The 17698-nt window shown below is 68.5% G+C and carries 16 protein-coding genes; 12 read left to right on the forward strand and 4 right to left on the reverse strand.

Annotation, left to right across the window (positions count from 1 at the left end):
* Positions 1 to 59: 59 nt before the first annotated feature.
* The 3 genes from ACMGDM_RS17630 to ACMGDM_RS17640 all read right to left on the reverse strand — a co-directional run bounded on the left by ACMGDM_RS17630 (position 60) and on the right by ACMGDM_RS17640 (position 2718).
* Positions 60 to 353, reverse strand: coding sequence for a hypothetical protein (locus tag ACMGDM_RS17630; protein WP_436805442.1), 294 nt, complete (start codon positions 351 to 353; stop codon positions 60 to 62).
* A gap of 129 nt (positions 354 to 482) precedes the next feature.
* On the reverse strand, positions 483 to 1673 hold the full coding sequence (locus ACMGDM_RS17635; RefSeq protein ID WP_436805443.1) for a mechanosensitive ion channel family protein: 1191 nt from the start codon (positions 1671 to 1673) through the stop codon (positions 483 to 485).
* 1 nt (position 1674) lies between these two features.
* Entirely contained in the window at positions 1675 to 2718 is a 1044-nt protein-coding gene (locus tag ACMGDM_RS17640; protein ID WP_436805444.1) for a DNA topoisomerase IB, read from the reverse strand.
* Positions 2719 to 2816: 98 nt separating this feature from the next.
* On the opposite strand from ACMGDM_RS17640, the gene ACMGDM_RS17645 reads away from it, so the two are divergent.
* Positions 2817 to 3404 carry a type 1 glutamine amidotransferase domain-containing protein gene (locus ACMGDM_RS17645; RefSeq protein WP_436805445.1) on the forward strand — a complete coding sequence of 196 codons (588 nt, stop codon included), beginning with the start codon at positions 2817 to 2819 and terminating at the stop codon, positions 3402 to 3404.
* A gap of 198 nt (positions 3405 to 3602) precedes the next feature.
* Here ACMGDM_RS17645 and ACMGDM_RS17650 read toward each other — a convergent pair whose 3' ends face one another.
* Positions 3603 to 4634 carry a quinone-dependent dihydroorotate dehydrogenase gene (locus ACMGDM_RS17650; protein ID WP_436805446.1) on the reverse strand — a complete coding sequence of 344 codons (1032 nt, stop codon included), beginning with the start codon at positions 4632 to 4634 and terminating at the stop codon, positions 3603 to 3605.
* Between the two features lie 298 nt (positions 4635 to 4932).
* Here ACMGDM_RS17650 and ACMGDM_RS17655 point away from each other — a divergent pair, with 298 nt between their 5' ends.
* The 11 genes from ACMGDM_RS17655 to glgB all read left to right on the forward strand — a co-directional run bounded on the left by ACMGDM_RS17655 (position 4933) and on the right by glgB (position 17466).
* A complete protein-coding gene (locus ACMGDM_RS17655) occupies positions 4933 to 5376 on the forward strand; it encodes an SUF system Fe-S cluster assembly regulator (RefSeq protein WP_436805447.1) in 444 nt (147 codons plus the stop codon).
* Position 5377: 1 nt separating this feature from the next.
* Positions 5378 to 6841 (forward strand): Fe-S cluster assembly protein SufB, encoded by a 1464-nt coding sequence (gene sufB, locus ACMGDM_RS17660; protein WP_183928620.1) that lies wholly within the window; start codon positions 5378 to 5380, stop codon positions 6839 to 6841.
* Positions 6838 to 7329: an endonuclease domain-containing protein gene (locus ACMGDM_RS17665; RefSeq protein ID WP_436805448.1), complete on the forward strand. Its 492-nt coding sequence runs from the start codon at positions 6838 to 6840 to the stop codon at positions 7327 to 7329. Before sufB ends, ACMGDM_RS17665 begins: the two co-directional genes overlap by 4 nt.
* The gene (sufC, locus tag ACMGDM_RS17670; RefSeq protein ID WP_436805521.1) at positions 7316 to 8059 is read left to right on the forward strand and encodes a Fe-S cluster assembly ATPase SufC; all 744 of its coding nucleotides are present in this window, start codon (positions 7316 to 7318) and stop codon (positions 8057 to 8059) included. The genes ACMGDM_RS17665 and sufC overlap by 14 nt, the downstream gene beginning before the upstream one ends.
* Before the next feature lie 88 nt (positions 8060 to 8147).
* Entirely contained in the window at positions 8148 to 9215 is a 1068-nt protein-coding gene (locus ACMGDM_RS17675) for a SufD family Fe-S cluster assembly protein (RefSeq protein WP_436805449.1), read from the forward strand.
* A 415-nt stretch (positions 9216 to 9630) separates the two neighbouring features.
* A complete protein-coding gene (locus ACMGDM_RS17680) occupies positions 9631 to 10851 on the forward strand; it encodes an aminotransferase class V-fold PLP-dependent enzyme (RefSeq protein WP_436805450.1) in 1221 nt (406 codons plus the stop codon).
* Between the two features lie 25 nt (positions 10852 to 10876).
* A complete protein-coding gene (locus tag ACMGDM_RS17685; protein WP_436805451.1) occupies positions 10877 to 11347 on the forward strand; it encodes an SUF system Fe-S cluster assembly protein in 471 nt (156 codons plus the stop codon).
* Positions 11347 to 11700: a HesB/IscA family protein gene (locus ACMGDM_RS17690; RefSeq protein WP_436805452.1), complete on the forward strand. Its 354-nt coding sequence runs from the start codon at positions 11347 to 11349 to the stop codon at positions 11698 to 11700. Before ACMGDM_RS17685 ends, ACMGDM_RS17690 begins: the two co-directional genes overlap by 1 nt.
* A gap of 234 nt (positions 11701 to 11934) precedes the next feature.
* Positions 11935 to 12846 (forward strand): YihY/virulence factor BrkB family protein, encoded by a 912-nt coding sequence (locus ACMGDM_RS17695; protein WP_436805453.1) that lies wholly within the window; start codon positions 11935 to 11937, stop codon positions 12844 to 12846.
* Between the two features lie 34 nt (positions 12847 to 12880).
* Positions 12881 to 15304, forward strand: a complete 2424-nt coding sequence (locus ACMGDM_RS17700; RefSeq protein ID WP_436805454.1) for a glycogen/starch/alpha-glucan phosphorylase — start codon at positions 12881 to 12883, stop codon at positions 15302 to 15304.
* The gene (gene glgB / locus ACMGDM_RS17705; RefSeq protein WP_436805455.1) at positions 15301 to 17466 is read left to right on the forward strand and encodes a 1,4-alpha-glucan branching protein GlgB; all 2166 of its coding nucleotides are present in this window, start codon (positions 15301 to 15303) and stop codon (positions 17464 to 17466) included. The genes ACMGDM_RS17700 and glgB overlap by 4 nt, the downstream gene beginning before the upstream one ends.
* Positions 17467 to 17698: the final 232 nt, after the last annotated feature.

The raw sequence follows: 17698 nt of genomic DNA on the forward strand, positions 1-17698 counted from the left end.
GGCTATCCGGCGTGGAGGGCGGCCGCCCCGTGCGAGGGCGGCCGCCGGGTCGGTCGGGATCAGTTGTCGCGCAGCTTCTCGCCCGCGTTCGCCATTGCGTTGCCGGTCGCATCGGCGGCGCGGTCACCCGAGTTGCTCAGCGCGGCGCCGGTGCGGTCAAGGCTGTTCTCGGCCGAGTTGAGCGCGCGGTCGGTCGCGGCGTCGACGTCGCTCACCGCGTTCGAGGTGGTCGCCGCGGTATCGGCCGCCATCGTGTTGGCCGCGGCGGCGGACTGGTCCTGCGCCTTCTCGCTGCACGCGGCGAGCGCGAGCGCGGTGGTGGCGGCAAGGGCGGCGATCAGCGTACGCTTCATGGACATGTTCCCCTGTTTGTTACGCCGGCACATCAGCCGGGGGTGGGGCGCGAACGCGGCAGCGGGCGGAAAGGGTCCACGCGAGGGAAGGGGGGCGGGAGCCCTCTCCTCATTTGGGGAGAAGCTCTTTCACGCCTTCCGCTCCGCTGCGCCGTCTACGCGCTCGCTCGCCTGCGGCTCGGCGTAGGGCATCACCAAGGTGCCGTCCGGCGCGGCGGTGTAGGTTGTCTGGGTGGGATAGGCGATACTGATCCTCTCCGCGGCGAAACGGCGCAGGATCGCCACCATCAGCCGGTCGCGCGTGGCATGCGCGGTGGCCCAGTCGTCGCCCGGCGTGTCGACCTGGAGCGCATAGTCGAGACTCGACGCGCCGAACGTCTCGAACCCGCAGCGCGCCACCTTCGCCCCCTCCGCCTCGACCAGCTCGGTGAGGATCGCGGGAAGGCGCGCCAGCGTGTCGGGCGGCGTTTCGTAAGTGACGCCGATCGTGTACGACACGCGGATATGGTCGCGCAGCGAGGTGTTCTGGATCTCCTTGTCGAGCAGGTTGCGGTTCGAGATGATCCGCAGCTCGCCGGTGAAGGCACGGATCCGCGTCGACTTCAGCCCGATCGACTCGATCACGCCATTGGTGGAATCGTAGCTGATCTTGTCGCCGCGGCGGAACGGGCGATCGAAGATGATGGCCAGCGCGGCGAAAAGATCCGCGAAGATGCCCTGCGCGGCGAGGCCGATCGCAATACCGCCGACGCCGAGCCCGGCGACCAGCCCGGTCACGTTCACCCCGAGATTGTCGAGCACCACCACCAGCGCGATCGCGAACACCGCGAAGCTGACGAGGAGGCGGATCAGCCCCATCGCGCTCATCAGCGCCTCGCCAGTATAATGTTCGTCGCGGGTGCGATGCTCGATCGCGCCGAGGATCAGCTCGCGCGCCCAGATCGCGCACTGGAACGTCGCCGCGACGGTGAACAGGAAGACGATGGTGGTGTTGAGCTCGGGCGGCGTCGCGGCATAGCCGCTGACCAGTTTGGCTGAGAGCATCACGATGAAGAAGGCGTTGGTGCGCTCCACCGCGCGGCCGAGCACCGCCGCCCAGCCCTTGCCCGAGGTGCTGCGTCGCACCAGCCTGGGGCCGAGACCGCGCAGCCAGAACAGCAGCAGCGCGATCACCACGCCGATGCCGAGCGCCACCAGAATCTGCAGCCAATGCTCGTGCAGCCACACCAGGCTGGCGCGGACCAGCGCCTGCGCCTGCGCGCCGACGCGGCCCGCGTCGATCGAGACGGCCTGCTTGGCCGCCGCCGTGTTCCCGCTCACCTCAGGCCGCCTTCAGCTCGCACGCGCCGTTCTGCTCGAGGAAGGCGATCAGCCCGCGCTCGGTGCGGGTGAGATACTGGCTGGCGCGCGGCAGCCGCAGCGTCTGGCGGAACGCCGCCTGCGCGGCCTTGTCCTTGCCCAGCTCGATCAGCGCCGGGTGGACATAGGACTTGCGCGCGATCGCGGGCGTGTTGCCGAGCCGCTCGACGACCGGCTCCAGCATCGTCTTGAGCCCGATCGGCGCGGGGGCCTCCACCAGCGCCTCGAACGCCACGACGCTGGCACCCCAGGTGCGGAAATGCTTGGCGGTGAAGCCATTGCCCATCGCCTCGCGGAGATAGGCGTTGACGTCGGACGAGGTTACCGCATGCGGCGCGCCATCGTCGCCGACATATTGGAACAGCTTCTGCCCCGGCAGGTCCTGGCATTTCTTGACGAAGCGCGCGAGGCTGCCGTCGGTGATGCGCAGCTTGCGCACCTTGCCCGACTTCGCCTTGTATTGCAGCGCCAGCGTGCTGCCCTTGATCTGCGCGTGGCGGTCGCGCAACGTGGTCAGGCCGTAGCTCTTGTTGGTCTTGGCATAGGTCTCGTTGCCGATCCGCAGCGCCGCCATGTCGAGCAGCTTGACGATCGCGGCGACGGTGCGCTCCTTGCTGTGCGTGCGCTTGTCGAGATCCGCCTCGACGCGTGCGCGCAGCTTGGTCAGCGCGCGGCCGAACGGCGCGCAAAGGTCGTATTTGGCGGCTTCCTGTTGTGCGCGGTAATCGAGATGGTAGCGATATTGCTTGCGCCCCTTCTCGTCCCAGCCGACCGCCTGGATGTGCCCGGTCGGGTCGGGGCAGAACCAGGCATCGGTATAGGCGGGGGGCAGCCCAATCGCGTTAAGCCGGTCGACCTCGTCGCGGTCGGTGATGCGCGCGCCGTGGGAATCATAATAGGCCCAAGCGCCGTGCCGCGTCTTCTTGCGCGTGATGCCGGGCTCACCGTCGTCGAAATAGACGATATGGCAGCCGTTCTCGGTCGTGCGCTCCGCTTCTACGCTCATGTCGCGGGAAATGCGCGGGCTGCCGCATCGTTCCGGAACGGCGGCGCGGGGACGGGGTTTGGGGCGCTGTCGAACCGACACGTATCAGGAGATTTCCCATGGCCGACCTGTCGCAAGCCCGCGTGCTGATGCTCGCCGCCGACGGCTTCGAGACGGTGGAGCTGTTCGAGCCGCGCAAGGCGCTGGAAGCCGCCGGCGTCACCGTCACGCTCGCTTCGATCAAGCGCGATCCGATCCAGGGCATGAAGCAGGACATCAACCAGGCCGAGACTGCCACGCCCGATCTCACGCTCGACGAGGTCGAGGTGGACGATTACGACGCCTTGGTGCTGCCGGGCGGCGTCGCCAACCCGGACAAGCTGCGCGTCGAGGCCAAGGCGGTGCAGATCGTCCAGGACTTCATGGATGAGGACAAGATCGTCGCGGCGATCTGCCATGCGCCCTGGCTGCTCGCCGAGGCCGATGTGATCGACGGCCGCCGCCTGACCGGGTTCGAGTCGATCCGCACCGATCTGGAGAATGCCGGCGCCGAGGTGGTCGACGAGGAGGTCGTGATCGACGACAATCTCATCACCAGCCGCAAGCCCGACGACATTCCCGCCTTCAACAAGGCGATCATCGCCGCGCTGAACGAGGAACTCGGCGCCGACGAGGACGAGGACGAGGACGAGGACGAGGAGGCGTAAGGAGCCGTCGTCCGCACCTTGCGGGTCACCTCCGCGAGCGTCCGGAACGCCTTTCATCTTCTGTCATCCCGGACTTGGTCCGGGATCCACGGTTCCGCGGGAGCAACGTCCCAGACATGCGCGGCACGGTGGATCCCGGAACAGGTCCGGGATGACGGAGGAGGCTTGCGAGAAGGTCCGGCGAGGAGGAGGGGTAGGTTACGCCCCCACCGCCTCCGCCACGCTCGCGAACCCGTCGCGCGCGAGGCACGCCGCCAGCTCCGCCACGATCCGCCGCGGCAGTCCCGGCCCGTCGTAGATCAGCGCGGTATAGACCTGCACCAGGCTCGCACCGGCACGGATGCGGGCATAGGCCTCGGCGCCGCTGTCGATCCCGCCGACCGCGATCAGCGGCAGCGCCCCGCCCGTGGCGCGGCGAAAGTCGCCGAGCCGCCCGGCCGCGAGCGAGCGCAGCGGCGCGCCCGACAGGCCGCCGGCCTCGCGCGCGTGCACGCTGCGCAGCGGCGGGCGGCTCACCGTGGTGTTGCTGACGATCAGCGCGTCCACGGCTGAGTCGAGCGCAGCGCGCGCAATCGATTCGACCAGCGCCGCGTCAAGGTCGGGCGCGACCTTGAGGAACAACGGTGTCGTGCCGCGCGCCGCGACGCAGGCCGCGAGCAGCTCCGCCAGGGCCGCGCCGTGCTGAAGGTCGCGCAGCCCCGGCGTGTTGGGCGAGCTGACGTTGATCGTGACGTAATCGGCCACGGGCGCCGCCGCGCTCACTCCCGCGACATAGTCGGCCACGCGATCCGCCGCGTCCTTGTTGGCGCCGACGTTGATGCCGAGCACGCCGCCGTGGCGTCGCGCCGCCGCGGCGCGCGCCACCCCCGCGGCGAGTCCGCCGTTGTTGAAGCCCATGCGGTTGATGATCGCGCGATCCTCGCTGAGCCGGAACAGCCGCGGGCGCGGGTTGCCGGGCTGCGCGCGCGGCGTGAGCGTGCCGACCTCGACCGAGCCGAAGCCGAGCCGCATGAGCCCGGCGACCGCGCGCGCGTCCTTGTCGAGCCCGGCGGCGAGCCCGACCGGGTTGGGAAAGTCGATCCCGGCGACGCGAGTCGCCAGCCGCGGCATCACGCCACCGAGCGGGCCGCCGAGCGCGCCCCACCGCGCCAGCCCGCCGAGCGCCACATCGTGCGCGCGCTCGGGCGGCAGGGCCAAGGCGGCACGGTGGAAAAGGGAGGAGATCGCCATATCGCGTCTGTCGTCGCGTCCCGGAGCGAGATCAAGCCGAGAGAACTGTAAAAAATCGACTTGAGCGAGATGAATCTGTCCAATCCTTGCGCGAAGAGTCGCGCGCATAACGCGACTGCGACCCGAAGGGCTTCCGAACGGAAGTTCTTTCCTCAAGGGCCCGGCAGCCTCTGCCGGGCCCTTTTTTTGCGCCCGGCGCGGGCCGGCGCGGTTGATTTCGCCCGACGGGGCGGCCACATGGCAATCGGAACGATCTACTCCGATTTGAGAGTCGATCGCAACTGCCAAATGGGAAGCGATGCGTCTTTCGAGCCTGACCGATTATGCCGTGGTGCTGCTCACCGCCGCCGCGCGCCATTGCGGCGGGCTGGCGCGGATGAACGCCACCCGGCTGGCGGAGGAGACCGGCGTGCCGCTGCCCACCGCGCAGAAGCTGGTGAGCCGGCTGGCGGCGGCGGGGCTGATCGACAGCACGCGCGGTACCGGCGGCGGGCTCCGGCTCGCACGACCGCCCGCGACGATCACGCTGGCGGACATCGTCGAGGCGGTGGAAGGGCCGATCGCGCTCACCGCCTGCGTCGACGCCGCCGAGCATGACTGCGCGATCGAAGGCAATTGCCGCGTCAAGCCGCATTGGAATGCGGTCAATCAGGCGGTGCGCGGCGCGCTCGCGGGGGTGACGCTGGCGTCGCTCGCCGCTGCGCCCGCGCCAGCGCCCGAACAGATGAAGGTTGAGGCATAACATGGCCACGAAGAACGCCGAGGCCCATGCGGCCGTCGCCAAGAAGTATGAGTGGGGCTTCGCCACCGACATCGAGCAGGACTTCGCGCCCAAGGGGCTGAGCGAGGATACCGTCCGCTACATCAGCGCCAAGAAGAACGAGCCCGAATGGATGCTCGACTGGCGGCTCAAGGCGTTCCGGCTGTGGCAGACGATGCAGGCGCCCGACTGGGCCAAGCTCAACGTGCCGCCGATCGACTATCAGGACGCGTATTACTACGCCGAGCCCAAGCAGAAGAAGACGATCGCGTCGCTCGACGAGCTCGACCCCGAGATCCGTCGCACCTACGAGAAGCTCGGCATCCCGATCAAGGAGCAGGAGGTGCTCGCGGGGGTCGAGGGCGCGCGCAAGGTCGCGGTCGACGCGGTGTTCGACTCGGTCTCGGTGGCGACCACCTTCCGTGAGGAGCTCAAGGCGGCGGGGGTGATCTTCCTGTCGATCAGCGAGGCGATCCGCGAGTACCCCGATCTGGTCCGCAAGTGGCTGGGCAAGGTGGTGCCGCAGCGCGACAATTACTTCGCGACACTCAACTCGGCGGTCTTTTCGGACGGCACCTTCGTCTACGTGCCCGAGGGCGTGCGCTGCCCGATGGAGCTCTCCACCTATTTCCGCATCAACGCGGAGAACACCGGCCAGTTCGAGCGCACGCTGATCGTCGCCGACAAGGGCGCCTATGTGTCCTACCTCGAGGGCTGCACCGCGCCGATGCGCGACGAGAACCAGCTCCACGCCGCAGTCGTCGAGCTGGTCGCGCTCGACGACGCCGAGATCAAATATTCGACCGTGCAGAACTGGTATCCGGGCGACGAGAACGGCGTCGGCGGGATCTACAATTTCGTCACCAAGCGCGCGCTGTGCCAGGGCCGCAACAGCAAGGTGAGCTGGACCCAGGTCGAGACCGGCTCGGCGATCACCTGGAAATATCCCAGCTGCGTGCTGGCGGGCGAGAACAGCGTCGGCGAGTTCTACTCGGTGGCGGTAACCAACAACCGCCAGCAGGCCGATACCGGCACTAAGATGATCCACCTCGGCAAGGGCTCGCGCTCGACGATCGTGTCGAAGGGCATCTCGGCGGGGCGGTCGGACAATACCTATCGCGGGCTGGTACGCGTCGCGCCGACCGCGGAGGGCGTGCGCAACTTCACCCAGTGCGACTCGCTGCTGCTGTCGGACCAGTGCGGCGCGCACACCGTGCCCTATATCGAGGTGCGCAACCCCTCGGCGCAGATCGAGCATGAGGCGACGACGTCGAAGATCAGCGAGGACCAGTTGTTCTACGCGATGTCGCGCGGGCTCGACGCGGAGGCGGCGGTGGCGCTGATCGTCAACGGTTTCGCGCGCGAGGTGCTGCAGCAGCTGCCGATGGAGTTCGCGGTCGAGGCGCAGAAGCTGCTCGGGATCTCGCTCGAGGGGAGCGTGGGGTGACGCCCACGGACGAGAACAAGCGCTTGAACTCCCCTCCCCTTGAGGGGAGGGGTCGGGGGTGGGGCCTCTCCGCGAGCGCCATCGCCGGTGTCCAGGCGAACGCGCGCGCCCTTCGCAACAACCCTACCGAGCCGGAGAAGCGCCTGTGGTCCGCGCTCTCGCGTGCGCAACTCGGCGGATACAAGTTCCGCCGCCAGGCCGCGATCGGCCGCTACGTCGCCGACTTCCTCTGCCCCGCGGCGAGGCTGATCGTCGAGGTCGACGGCGACACCCACGCCGACCCCGCCCGCGACATGGCGCGCGACGCCGACCTGCGCGCGCTCGGATATCGCCTCGTCCGCTTCGCCAATGCGGACGTGATGCGGAACCTCGACGGCGTGCTCGCCACGCTGCTCGCCCAGCTTCAGGCCGTCCCCCCGCGGCGGCGCCCCACCCCAACCCCTCCCCTGCAAGGGAGGGGCTTCAGGAATGACGATGCTCACGATTGACAATCTTCACGCTGAGATCGACGGCAAGCCGATCCTCAAGGGCCTAACGCTCGCGGTCAACGCGGGCGAGATCCACGCGATCATGGGCCCCAACGGCGCGGGCAAGTCGACGCTCGGCTATGTGCTCGGCGGGCGGCCGGGCTATGAGGTGACCGCGGGCTCGGTCACGTTCAATGGCGAGGACCTGCTCGAGAAGGAGCCGCACGAGCGCGCCGCCGCGGGCGTGTTCCTCGGCTTCCAATATCCGGTCGAGATCCCGGGCGTGTCGAACGTCCAGTTCCTGCGCGAGAGCCTCAACGCGCAGCGCGCGGTGCGCGGCGAGAAGCCTTTGTCGGGCGCGGAGTTCCTCAAGGTGGCGCGCGCGCAGGCGGACGCGCTCGGGCTCCAGCAGGACATGCTCAAGCGCCCGGTCAATGTCGGCTTCTCGGGCGGTGAGAAGAAGCGCAACGAGATGGTGCAGATGGGGATCATCGACCCCAAGTTCGCGATCCTCGACGAGACCGACTCCGGGCTGGACATCGACGCGCTGCGCGTGGTCGGCGACGGCATCAACCGCATCATGCGCCGGCCGGACAAGGCGGTGCTGCTGATCACCCACTACCAGCGCCTGCTCGACTATGTCCGGCCCGATCGCGTCCACGTGCTGGCGGACGGGCGGATCACGCGCTCCGGCGGGCCGGAGCTGGCGCAGCAGCTCGAGCGCGAGGGCTATGCCGAGGTGGCGGCGTGATGACGGGGTTCATGCGACGCCGCGTTGAAGCGGCGACGTGCTCCTGTGCACGCAGCAACACGGTGACCGGCCGGGCGGGAGTCACCGCATGAGCGTGCTCGACCTTCCCTCCAACCGCGAGGAAGCGTGGCGCTGGGCCGATCTCGGCGGGATCGCCGCGGCCGCCGCGCTGGCGCCCGTCGCTCGCGCCGACGCTCAGTTCCTCGACCTGCCCGGCGCCAAGCTCCTGTTCGTCGACGGTGAGCTGGACCAGGGCGCGAGCGAGCTCCACCGTGTCAGCGTTGGCGCCATCGCCCCGAGCGACCACCCGCTCGGCCGTCGCGCCGCGCGCGGCTGGACGCTCCGGCTCGACGCGCAGGCGGTCGCCGACCCGGTCCAGATCGTCCATGTCGCCACCGGCGCAGAAAACCATCTCGGTGCCGCGATCGAGCTCGCCGACGACGCGGTCGCGCAGCTGGTCGAGACCTTCGTCGGCGCGGGCTGGTCGAACCGCTTTACCAGCGTCCGGTTGGGGCGCGGCGCGCGGCTGTCGCGCGCGGTGCGGCTGACCCAGGCGGCGGGCTTCGTCTCGTTGCGCGACGAGATCGTGCTGGGCGAAGCGGCGAGCTTCACCGGCACCGTGCTCGGCGCGGGCGACCAGGGCGCGCGCGTCGACGCCGCGCTGACGCTGGCGGGGGAGGGCGGCTATGCCGAGTTCGGCGGCGCCTTGCTCACCCGCGACCGGCTCCAGCAGGAATGCGCGGTGCGCGTGCGCCATGCCGAACCCAACGGCCAGTCGCACCAGCTGTGGCGCGCGGTTGCGGCGGACCAGTCGCAGGCGAGCCTCGCCGCCGCGGTCGAGGTGGCGCGCCACGCCCAGAAGACGGACGGCGAACAGTCGCTGCGCGGGCTGCTGCTCGACCGCACCGCGACGGTGAACCTCAAGCCCGAGCTGGAGATTTTCGCCGACGACGTGAAATGCGCGCACGGCGCGACGGTCGGCGAGCTGGACGCGCGCGCCTTGTTCTACATGGAAAGCCGCGGCATCCCGGCGGCGCGCGCCAAGGCATTGCTGACGCACGCCTTCGTCGCCGACGCGCTCGACCGCATCGCGGACGAGACGGTGCGCGCGGCCTTCGCGGCCGACGCCGCGGCGTGGCTGGAGCGCGCGCTGTGACGCTGTCCTACGCGCGGTGTCGGTGCGAAGGAGCGGGAGTGACGGCTCCCTTGTCCTCGAGCATCGGCGCACGCGTGGGGCGCGGGCGGCTGACACGGGCGCGCTCACCCCTCACCTTCAGGGGAGGGGTCGGGGGTGGGGCGTTTCCGCGAGCGCCACTCTGGTGGTTAGGCCCCACCCCAACCCCTCCCCTGAAGGGGAGGGGCTCGACGGTGATCGGCTCGGAATCGTCCCGTTACAGGTTCTTCTCTTCTGGTGGGGCTCAACCGATGTCTCCTCCCCGTCGGTCTGGGAATGCGCGGAACGATGGTCCCCGGATCAAGTCCGGGGTGACGGAAGAGGAACGTCGGGCGGCAGACCCGGGCCGCTCCATACCCACCTCCACCCTCAACTTTCTCAACATTGGGGAGCGCGCATGACCGTCCTGACCGCCGGTTCCGCCGCGCGCCCGCTCGACGTTGTCGCCGATTTTCCCGCCATTCCCGCGGGCTGGGCCTATCTCGACACCGCCGCCACGGCGCAGAAGCCGCGCCCGGTGATCGACGCGATCACGCGCGGCTATGACACCGATTATGCCACCGTCCACCGCGGCGTGTACCAGCGCTCCGCCGACATGACCCTGGCCTATGAGGCGGCGCGCGAGAGCGTCGCGCGCTTCGTCAACGCGCAGGCCGACGAGATCGTCTTCGTCCGCGGCGCGACCGAGGCGATCAACCTCGTCGCCCAGTCCTTCGCCGCGACGCGCCTCAAGGCCGGCGACCGCATCCTGCTCTCCACGCTCGAGCATCACAGCAACATCGTGCCGTGGCAGATGGTGGCCGAGCGCGTCGGCGCCGCGATCGACGTCGTCCCGCTCACCGCCGACCAGCGCATCGATCTCGATGCGATGGCGCGGATGCTGCGGCCGGAGCATAAGATGGTGGCGCTGGCGCATGTCTCCAACGTGCTCGGTTCGGTGCTCGACGTGCGCCGCGCAGCCGAGCTCGCGCACGCGGTCGGCGCGACGATCCTGATCGACGGCTGCCAGGCGGTGGCGCGGCTGCCGGTCGACGTGCGCGCGCTCGGCTGCGACTTCTACGTCTTCTCCGGGCACAAGCTGTATGGCCCGACCGGGATCGGCGTGCTGTGGGGCCGGCGCGCGCTGCTCGACGCGATGCCGCCTTATCAGGGCGGCGGCTCGATGATCGACCGCGTGTCGTTCGAGCGCACCACCTACGCCCCCGCGCCGACGCGGTTCGAGGCGGGCACGCCGCACATCGTCGGCGCGCTCGGGCTCGCCGCCGCGATCGATTATGTGCAGGGGATCGGGCTCGAACGCATCCACGCGCACGAGACCGCGCTGGTGACACAGGCGCGCGAGGCGCTGGCCCGGATCAACTCGGTGCGCGTGCTCGGCCCGGCGGACAGCGCCGGAATCGTCTCCTTCGCGATGGAGGGGGTGCATCCGCACGACATCGGCACCATCTTGGACGAGTCGAAGGTGGCGATCCGCGCCGGCCATCACTGCGCGCAGCCGCTGATGGCGACGCTCGGCGTCGAGGCCACCGCGCGCGCCAGCTTCGGCGTGTACAACGGCCCCGACGACGTCGCCGCGCTGGCCGCGGGGATCGAGCGCGTGGCCCGGATCTTCGGATGATGGTTTTGGATAGGGACGAGGGACGATGAGCGACCCGATCAAGGTCGAGGAAGTCGAGACGGTGCAGGCGCCGCCGCGCGCCAAGGTGTCCGACGCGGTCGAACCCGCCGGCGGGGAAGGGCGCGAGCGCGACTATCTCGCCGGCTTCCTGGCGCAGCAGCCCGCCGGTGGCGAGGCGCCGCACGAGCCCGGCGGCGCGCTGTACGAGGGCGTGATCGACGCGCTCAAGGAGATCTACGATCCCGAGATTCCGGTCAATATCTACGAACTGGGGTTGATCTACGCGGTCGAGGTGACCGACGCGGGCCAGGCGACGGTGACGATGACGTTGACGACGCCACACTGCCCGGTCGCCGAGTCGATGCCGGGCGAGGTGGAGATGCGCGTCGCCGCGGTGCCGGGGATCGCCTTCGCCGACGTCAATCTGGTGTGGGACCCGCCATGGGACCCGCAGAAGATGTCGGACGACGCCAAGCTCGAACTGGGGATGCTGTGATGGCCACCACCCTGCGCGCGCGCCCCGCGGCGCTCAACCTCACCGCGAGCGCGGAGGCGCGCATCGCCGCGCTGATGGGCAAGGCGCCCGCTGACGCGATCGGGGTGAAGCTGTCGACGCCGCGGCGCGGCTGTTCGGGGCTGGCCTATTCGGTCGACTATGTCGCAACGGCGAGCGCGATGGACGAGCGGATCGAGACGCCGGGTGGGGTGCTGTTCGTCGACGGCGCGTCGCTGCTGTACCTGATCGGCTCGACGATGGACTGGGTGGAGGATGATTTCACCGCGGGCTTCGTGTTCAACAATCCCAATGCCAAAGGCGCGTGCGGCTGCGGGGAGAGCTTCACGGTGTGATGGCGCGGCGGGGGCGCTCTTGCCCCCGCCGTCCTCCCGGCTTGAGCCAGGATCCATGGCGCCGCGAACGCATCGGCCGGCGGTATGCGCGGCACGATGGATACCGGCTCAAGGCCGGGAGGACGGTGCAAGCGGGCCGCAACCCCATGGCAAGCGCCGCGCGCCGCCGGTCCCTTCACCCCGCGCAACATTTCTCCACGGACCCTCCGCCGCGCTGCCGCGTTCGCTCCTGCAATGCGAGTCGACCTCTCCTCCGCCGACCTGTGGCGTTCCTTCCGCGCCGACTGGTGGGGCCAGCTCAAGCGGGCCTATGCCGCCTCGGATGACGACAATCTCGGGATGATCGCGGCGGGCGCTGCCTTCTACATCATCTCCTCGATCGCGCCGATCCTGGCGGTGACCGTGCTGAGCTATGGCCTGTTCGCCAATGGCCACACGGTGCAGGAGGATATCCGCGCGCTGTTCAACGCCTTCCCGCGCGACGTCGCGGTACTGATCAGCCAGCAGCTCGATACGGTGGTATCGGGGTCGCAGGGCAAGAAGGGGCTGGGCATCATCCTCGCGCTGGCGATCGCGCTGTACGGCGGCAGCAAGGCCGCGACCTCGATGATGACCGCGCTCAACGTCGCCTATGAGGTGAAGGACAAGCGCAGCTTCGTGGTGTGGACGCTTACCTCCTTCGCGATCGTGATCGCGGGCGTGCTGCTGGTGCTCACCGGTATCGCGACGGGCGCGCTGGCCGCGTTCCTCGGTACGCTCATCCCGTGGTTTCCCGGCGTGGTGCTCGCGGTGATCCGCATCGTCACCTATGTCGCGCTCGCCGCGATCGTGGTGACGGGGGCGTCGCTGCTGTTCCGCTTCGGGCCTTACCGCCCGGGCGCGCGGCTGCGCTGGGCAACCCCGGGTACCGTGCTGGCCACCGCGGTGTGGCTGCTCGCCAATGTCGCCTTCAGCCTCTACGTCGCCAATTTCGGCAATTATGGCGCGACCTACGGTTCGCTGAGCGCGATCATCGTGGTGCTCACCTGGCTGTGGATCAGTGTCTATGCCTTTCTGCTGGGCGCGGCGGTCGACGTTCAGGCGTATCGCGGCAAGGCGGACCACGGCGCCGTCTCGGACGTAGCAACCACGTCCGTCGCCGTTTAGGGTACGCAACGCTATCAATCCGGGGGCCAAAGACTTGACCGCGACCACCGACGTCAGCGAGCGCGGACCGCTTGCGCTCGCCATCATCGACACGCTCGTTCACCGCATCGGCAAGGACGAGCGCGCCGCGCGCCCGCACGATTGGCTCGAGGCGACGATCCTCACACTGCGCAACGAAATCATCGAGCGCTGGATGGCGTCGACCAAGGCTGCGCATGCCGCTGGCGCCAAGCGCGTCTATTATCTCAGCCTCGAGTTCCTGATCGGCCGGCTGCTGCGCGATACGCTGGCCAATCTGCAGCACCGCGACGAGGTCAGCGAGGCGCTGCGCCAACTGGGCGTCGACCTCGCCACGATCGAGGAGATCGAGCCCGACGCCGCGCTCGGCAACGGCGGGCTCGGCCGGCTCGCCGCCTGCTTCATGGAGAGCCTGGCGACGCTCGACCTGCCGGCCTATGGCTATGGCATCCGCTACGTAAACGGCATGTTCCGCCAGCGCATCGACGATGGCTGGCAGGTCGAGCTGCCCGAGACCTGGCTGGCGCACGGCAATCCCTGGGAGTTCGAACGGCGCGAAAGCGCTTATTTCATTGGCTTCGGCGGCGAAGTGACCGGCGACGAGGCGGGGCGCGTCCACTGGCAGCCCGGCGAGGCGGTGGAAGCGGTAGCGGTCGATACGCCGGTGGTCGGCTGGCGCGGGAAGCGCGTCAATACGCTGCGGCTGTGGAATGCGCGTAGCCTCGATCCGTTCAAGCTCGACGCGTTCAACCGCGGCGACTTCGAAGGCGCGCTCGCGGACCAGCTGCGCGCCGAGACGCTGGTGCGCGTGCTCTACCCCAACGATTCGACCGCAGCGGGGCAGGAGCTGCGGCTGCGTCAGGAGTATTTCTTCTCCTCGGCGTCAATCCAGGACATCGTCCGCCGCCACATCCAGTATTTCGGCGACATCCGCACGCTGCCGGATCGCGCCGCGATCCAGCTCAACGACACGCACCCCGCGGTCGCGGTGGCCGAGCTGATGCGGCTGCTGGTCGATCACCACGAGCTCGACATGGACGAGGCCTGGGCGATCACCCGCGCCACCTTCGGCTATACCAATCATACCTTGCTGCCCGAGGCGCTGGAGAGCTGGCCGCTACCGCTGTTCGAGCGGCTGCTGCCGCGGCACATGCAATTGGTCTACGCGATCAACGCCAAGCTGCTGCGCGAGGCGCGCGCGGCCGAGGGGATCGACGACCGCGCCATCGCCGCGATCAGCCTGATCGACGAGGGCGGCGAACGTCGCGTGCGCATGGCCAATCTCGCCTTCGCCGGCGCGCACAGCGTCAACGGCGTGGCGGCGCTGCACACGCAGCTGATGAAGTCGACCGTCTTCGCCGACCTCCACCGCCTCTACCCTGACCGGATCAACAACAAGACCAACGGCATCACGCCGCGGCGTTGGCTGCAGGGCTGCAATCCCGCGCTGACGTCGCTGATCGCGGGGGCGATCGGGCCGGACTTCACCGACGACGCGCAAAAGCTGCCCGCGCTCGCCCCTTTCGCCGAGGACGCCGCGTTCCGCGAGAAGTTCGCCGCGGTGAAGCGCGCCAACAAGGTCGCGCTGGCCGAGCATGTTCGCGACACGATCGGGTTGCGGCTCGATCCCGACGCGATCTTCGATGTCCAGATCAAGCGCATCCACGAGTATAAACGCCAGCTGCTCAACCTGGTCGAGACGGTGGCGTTGTACGACCAGATCCGCAGCCATCCCGAGCGCGACTGGACTCCTCGCGTCAAGCTGTTCGCGGGCAAGGCGGCATCGAGCTACGTCAACGCCAAGCTGATCATCAAGCTGGCCAATGACGTGGCGCGGCGGATCAACGGCGATCCCAGCATCGGCGGGCTGCTCAAGGTGGCGTTCCTGCCTAATTACAACGTCAGCCTTGCCGAGCGGATGGTCCCGGCGGCGGATCTCTCCGAGCAGATCTCGACCGCGGGCATGGAAGCGTCGGGTACGGGCAACATGAAGTTCGCGCTCAACGGCGCACTGACGATCGGTACGCTCGACGGCGCCAATATCGAGATCCGCGACCATGTCGGCCCCGACCATATCGTCATTTTCGGCATGACCGCGGAGGAGGTCGCGGCGAAGCGCGCGGACGGTTATGCGCCCCGCGACGTCATCCAAAATTCCGCCGAACTGGCGCAGGCGGTGAACGCGATCGCGTCTGGCGTGTTCTCGCCTGATGACCCCAACCGCTACCGCGACCTCATGAACGGCCTGTACGACCACGATTGGTTCATGGTCGCGGCCGATTTCGACGCGTACGCGGCCGCGCAACGCGACGTCGACCGGCGCTGGGGCGATCGTGACGGTTGGCAGCGAAGCGCGATCCTCAACACCGCCAACATGGGCTGGTTCTCGTCCGACCGTACGATCGGCGAGTATGCGCGCGAGATCTGGGGCGTGCTGTGAGACCGCCCGCGGCCGCGATCGAGGCGCTGCTGGCCGGCACCAGCGCCGACCCGTTCGCGCTGCTCGGCGCGCATCGGGGCCCTGAGGGGACGTTCGCGCGCACCTGGATCCCGGGCGCGGAGAGCGCCGAGCCGCACACGCTGGCGGGGGAACCGCTCGGTACGCTGACGCGGGTCGACGATCGCGGGCTGTTCGAGGGAGTGATCGAGGGTGATCCGCAGCCGCTGCGCTACCGCGCGCGCGGCGGCGGCGCCGAATGGTGGGTAACCGATCCCTTTAGCTTCGGTCCCGTGCTCGGCCCGATCGACGATCTGCTGATGAACGAGGGCACCCACTTCCGGCTCTACGACAAGATGGGCGCGCACCTGCTCCAGCATGAGGGCGCGGAGGGGGTGCATTTCGCAGTCTGGGCGCCCAATGCGCAGCGCGTCGCGGTGGTGGGCGATTTCAACGACTGGGACCCGCGGCGCCACGGCATGCGGCGGCGCGCCGACACCGGCGTGTGGGAGATCTTCCTGCCCGATCTCGGCGCCGGCCGTTCCTATAAATATGCGATCACCGGGCCCGACGGCACGCTCCAGCCGCTCAAGGCGGACCCTTATGCCTTCGCCGCCGAACTGCGCCCGAAGACCGCCTCGCTTACCACCGCGCCGCCGACGCACGAATGGGGCGACGCGGCGCATCGCGAGGCCTGGGCCTCGGTCGATCCGCGGCGCGTGCCGGTCAGCATCTACGAGGTCCATGCCGGCAGCTGGGACCGTGACGAGAACGGCTGGTTCCTCAGCTGGGACCAGCTCGCCGAGCGGCTGATCCCTTATGCAGTGGCGATGGGCTTCACCCACATCGAGTTCATGCCCGTCTCCGAACATCCCTATGATCCGAGCTGGGGTTATCAGACCACCGGGTTGTTCGCGCCGAGCGCGCGCTTCGGCGACCATGAGGGGTTCGCACGCTTCGTCGATGGCGCGCACCGCGCCGGCATCGGCGTGCTGCTCGACTGGGTGCCGGCGCATTTCCCGACCGACGCGCACGGGCTTGCGCATTTCGACGGCACCGCATTGTACGAGCATCAGGATCCGCGGCTCGGCTATCATCCCGACTGGAACACCGCGATCTACAATTTCGGGCGACGCGAGGTGTCCGCCTATCTCGTCAACAACGCGTTGTTCTGGGCGGAGCGCTACCATATCGACGGGCTGCGCGTCGACGCGGTGGCCTCGATGCTGTACCGCGATTATTCGCGCAAGGCGGGCGAGTGGATTCCCAACCCCGATGGCGGGCGCGAGAATTGGGAAGCGGTGGCGTTCCTGCGCGCTACCAACAAGGCAGTCTATGCGCGCCACCCCGGCGTCTTCACCGTCGCCGAGGAATCGACCAGCTGGCCCGGCGTTACCACCCCGGCCTATGACGAGGGCGCGCCCACCGCGCTGGGCTTCGGCTTCAAGTGGAACATGGGCTGGATGCACGACACGCTCCAGTACATGGCGCGCGATCCGATCCATCGCCGCCACCATCACCACAACATCACCTTCGGGCTGGTGTACGCGTTCAGCGAGAACTTCGTGCTGCCGATCAGCCATGACGAAGTGGTCCATGGCAAAGGCTCGATGCTGACCAAGATGGCGGGCGACGACTGGCAGAAATTCGCCAACCTGCGCGCCTATTACGCGATGATGTGGGGCTATCCGGGCAAGAAGCTGCTGTTCATGGGGCAGGAGTTCGCGCAGCGGCAGGAGTGGAGCGAGGAGCGCGCGCTCGACTGGGCGCTGCTCAACTCATCGGCGCATGACGGCGTGCGCAAGCTCGTGCGCGATCTCAACAAAGTCTATCGCGAGCGCCGCGCACTGCACGCCCGCGACTGCGAGCCCGAAGGGTTCGAGTGGCTGATCAGCGACGATGTGGAAAATTCCGTGTTTGCCTGGCTGCGTCGCGCGCCGGGCGCGCCGCCGGTGGCAGTGATCGTCAACATGACGCCGGTGGCGCGCATGCCGTATCGCGTACCGCTGCCGCACGACGGGCGCTGGCGCGAGCTGATCAACTCGGACGCACAGGAATATTGGGGATCGGGACTGGGTAATCTCGGTGGCGTCGTCGCGGCGGCGGGCTATGCTGACGTTACCCTGCCGCCGCTGGCGACTGTGATGTTGGAACTCGAAGAATGAGCTCCGGTCAGAATAGTCGTGTGAGCAGCGCGATGATCATGGCCCAGGCCAGGATCGAGGGAATGATGGCCGCCATCAGCCCGCGGATCAGACCGTCGGGCGAGCGATACGGAAATGCGCGATCCATTGCAGATCCTCTCTTATCATTGTTCTTCCTCAATACGCTGTCACTACTCGGGCAACGCGGAAGATGCCCGAGCGTTCCGAACGTAACAAGCCCGGGCACGCCCGT

The sequence above is a fragment of the Sphingomonas larreae genome, from assembly GCF_051400595.1.
In the GTDB taxonomy this organism is placed as follows: domain Bacteria; phylum Pseudomonadota; class Alphaproteobacteria; order Sphingomonadales; family Sphingomonadaceae; genus Sphingomonas.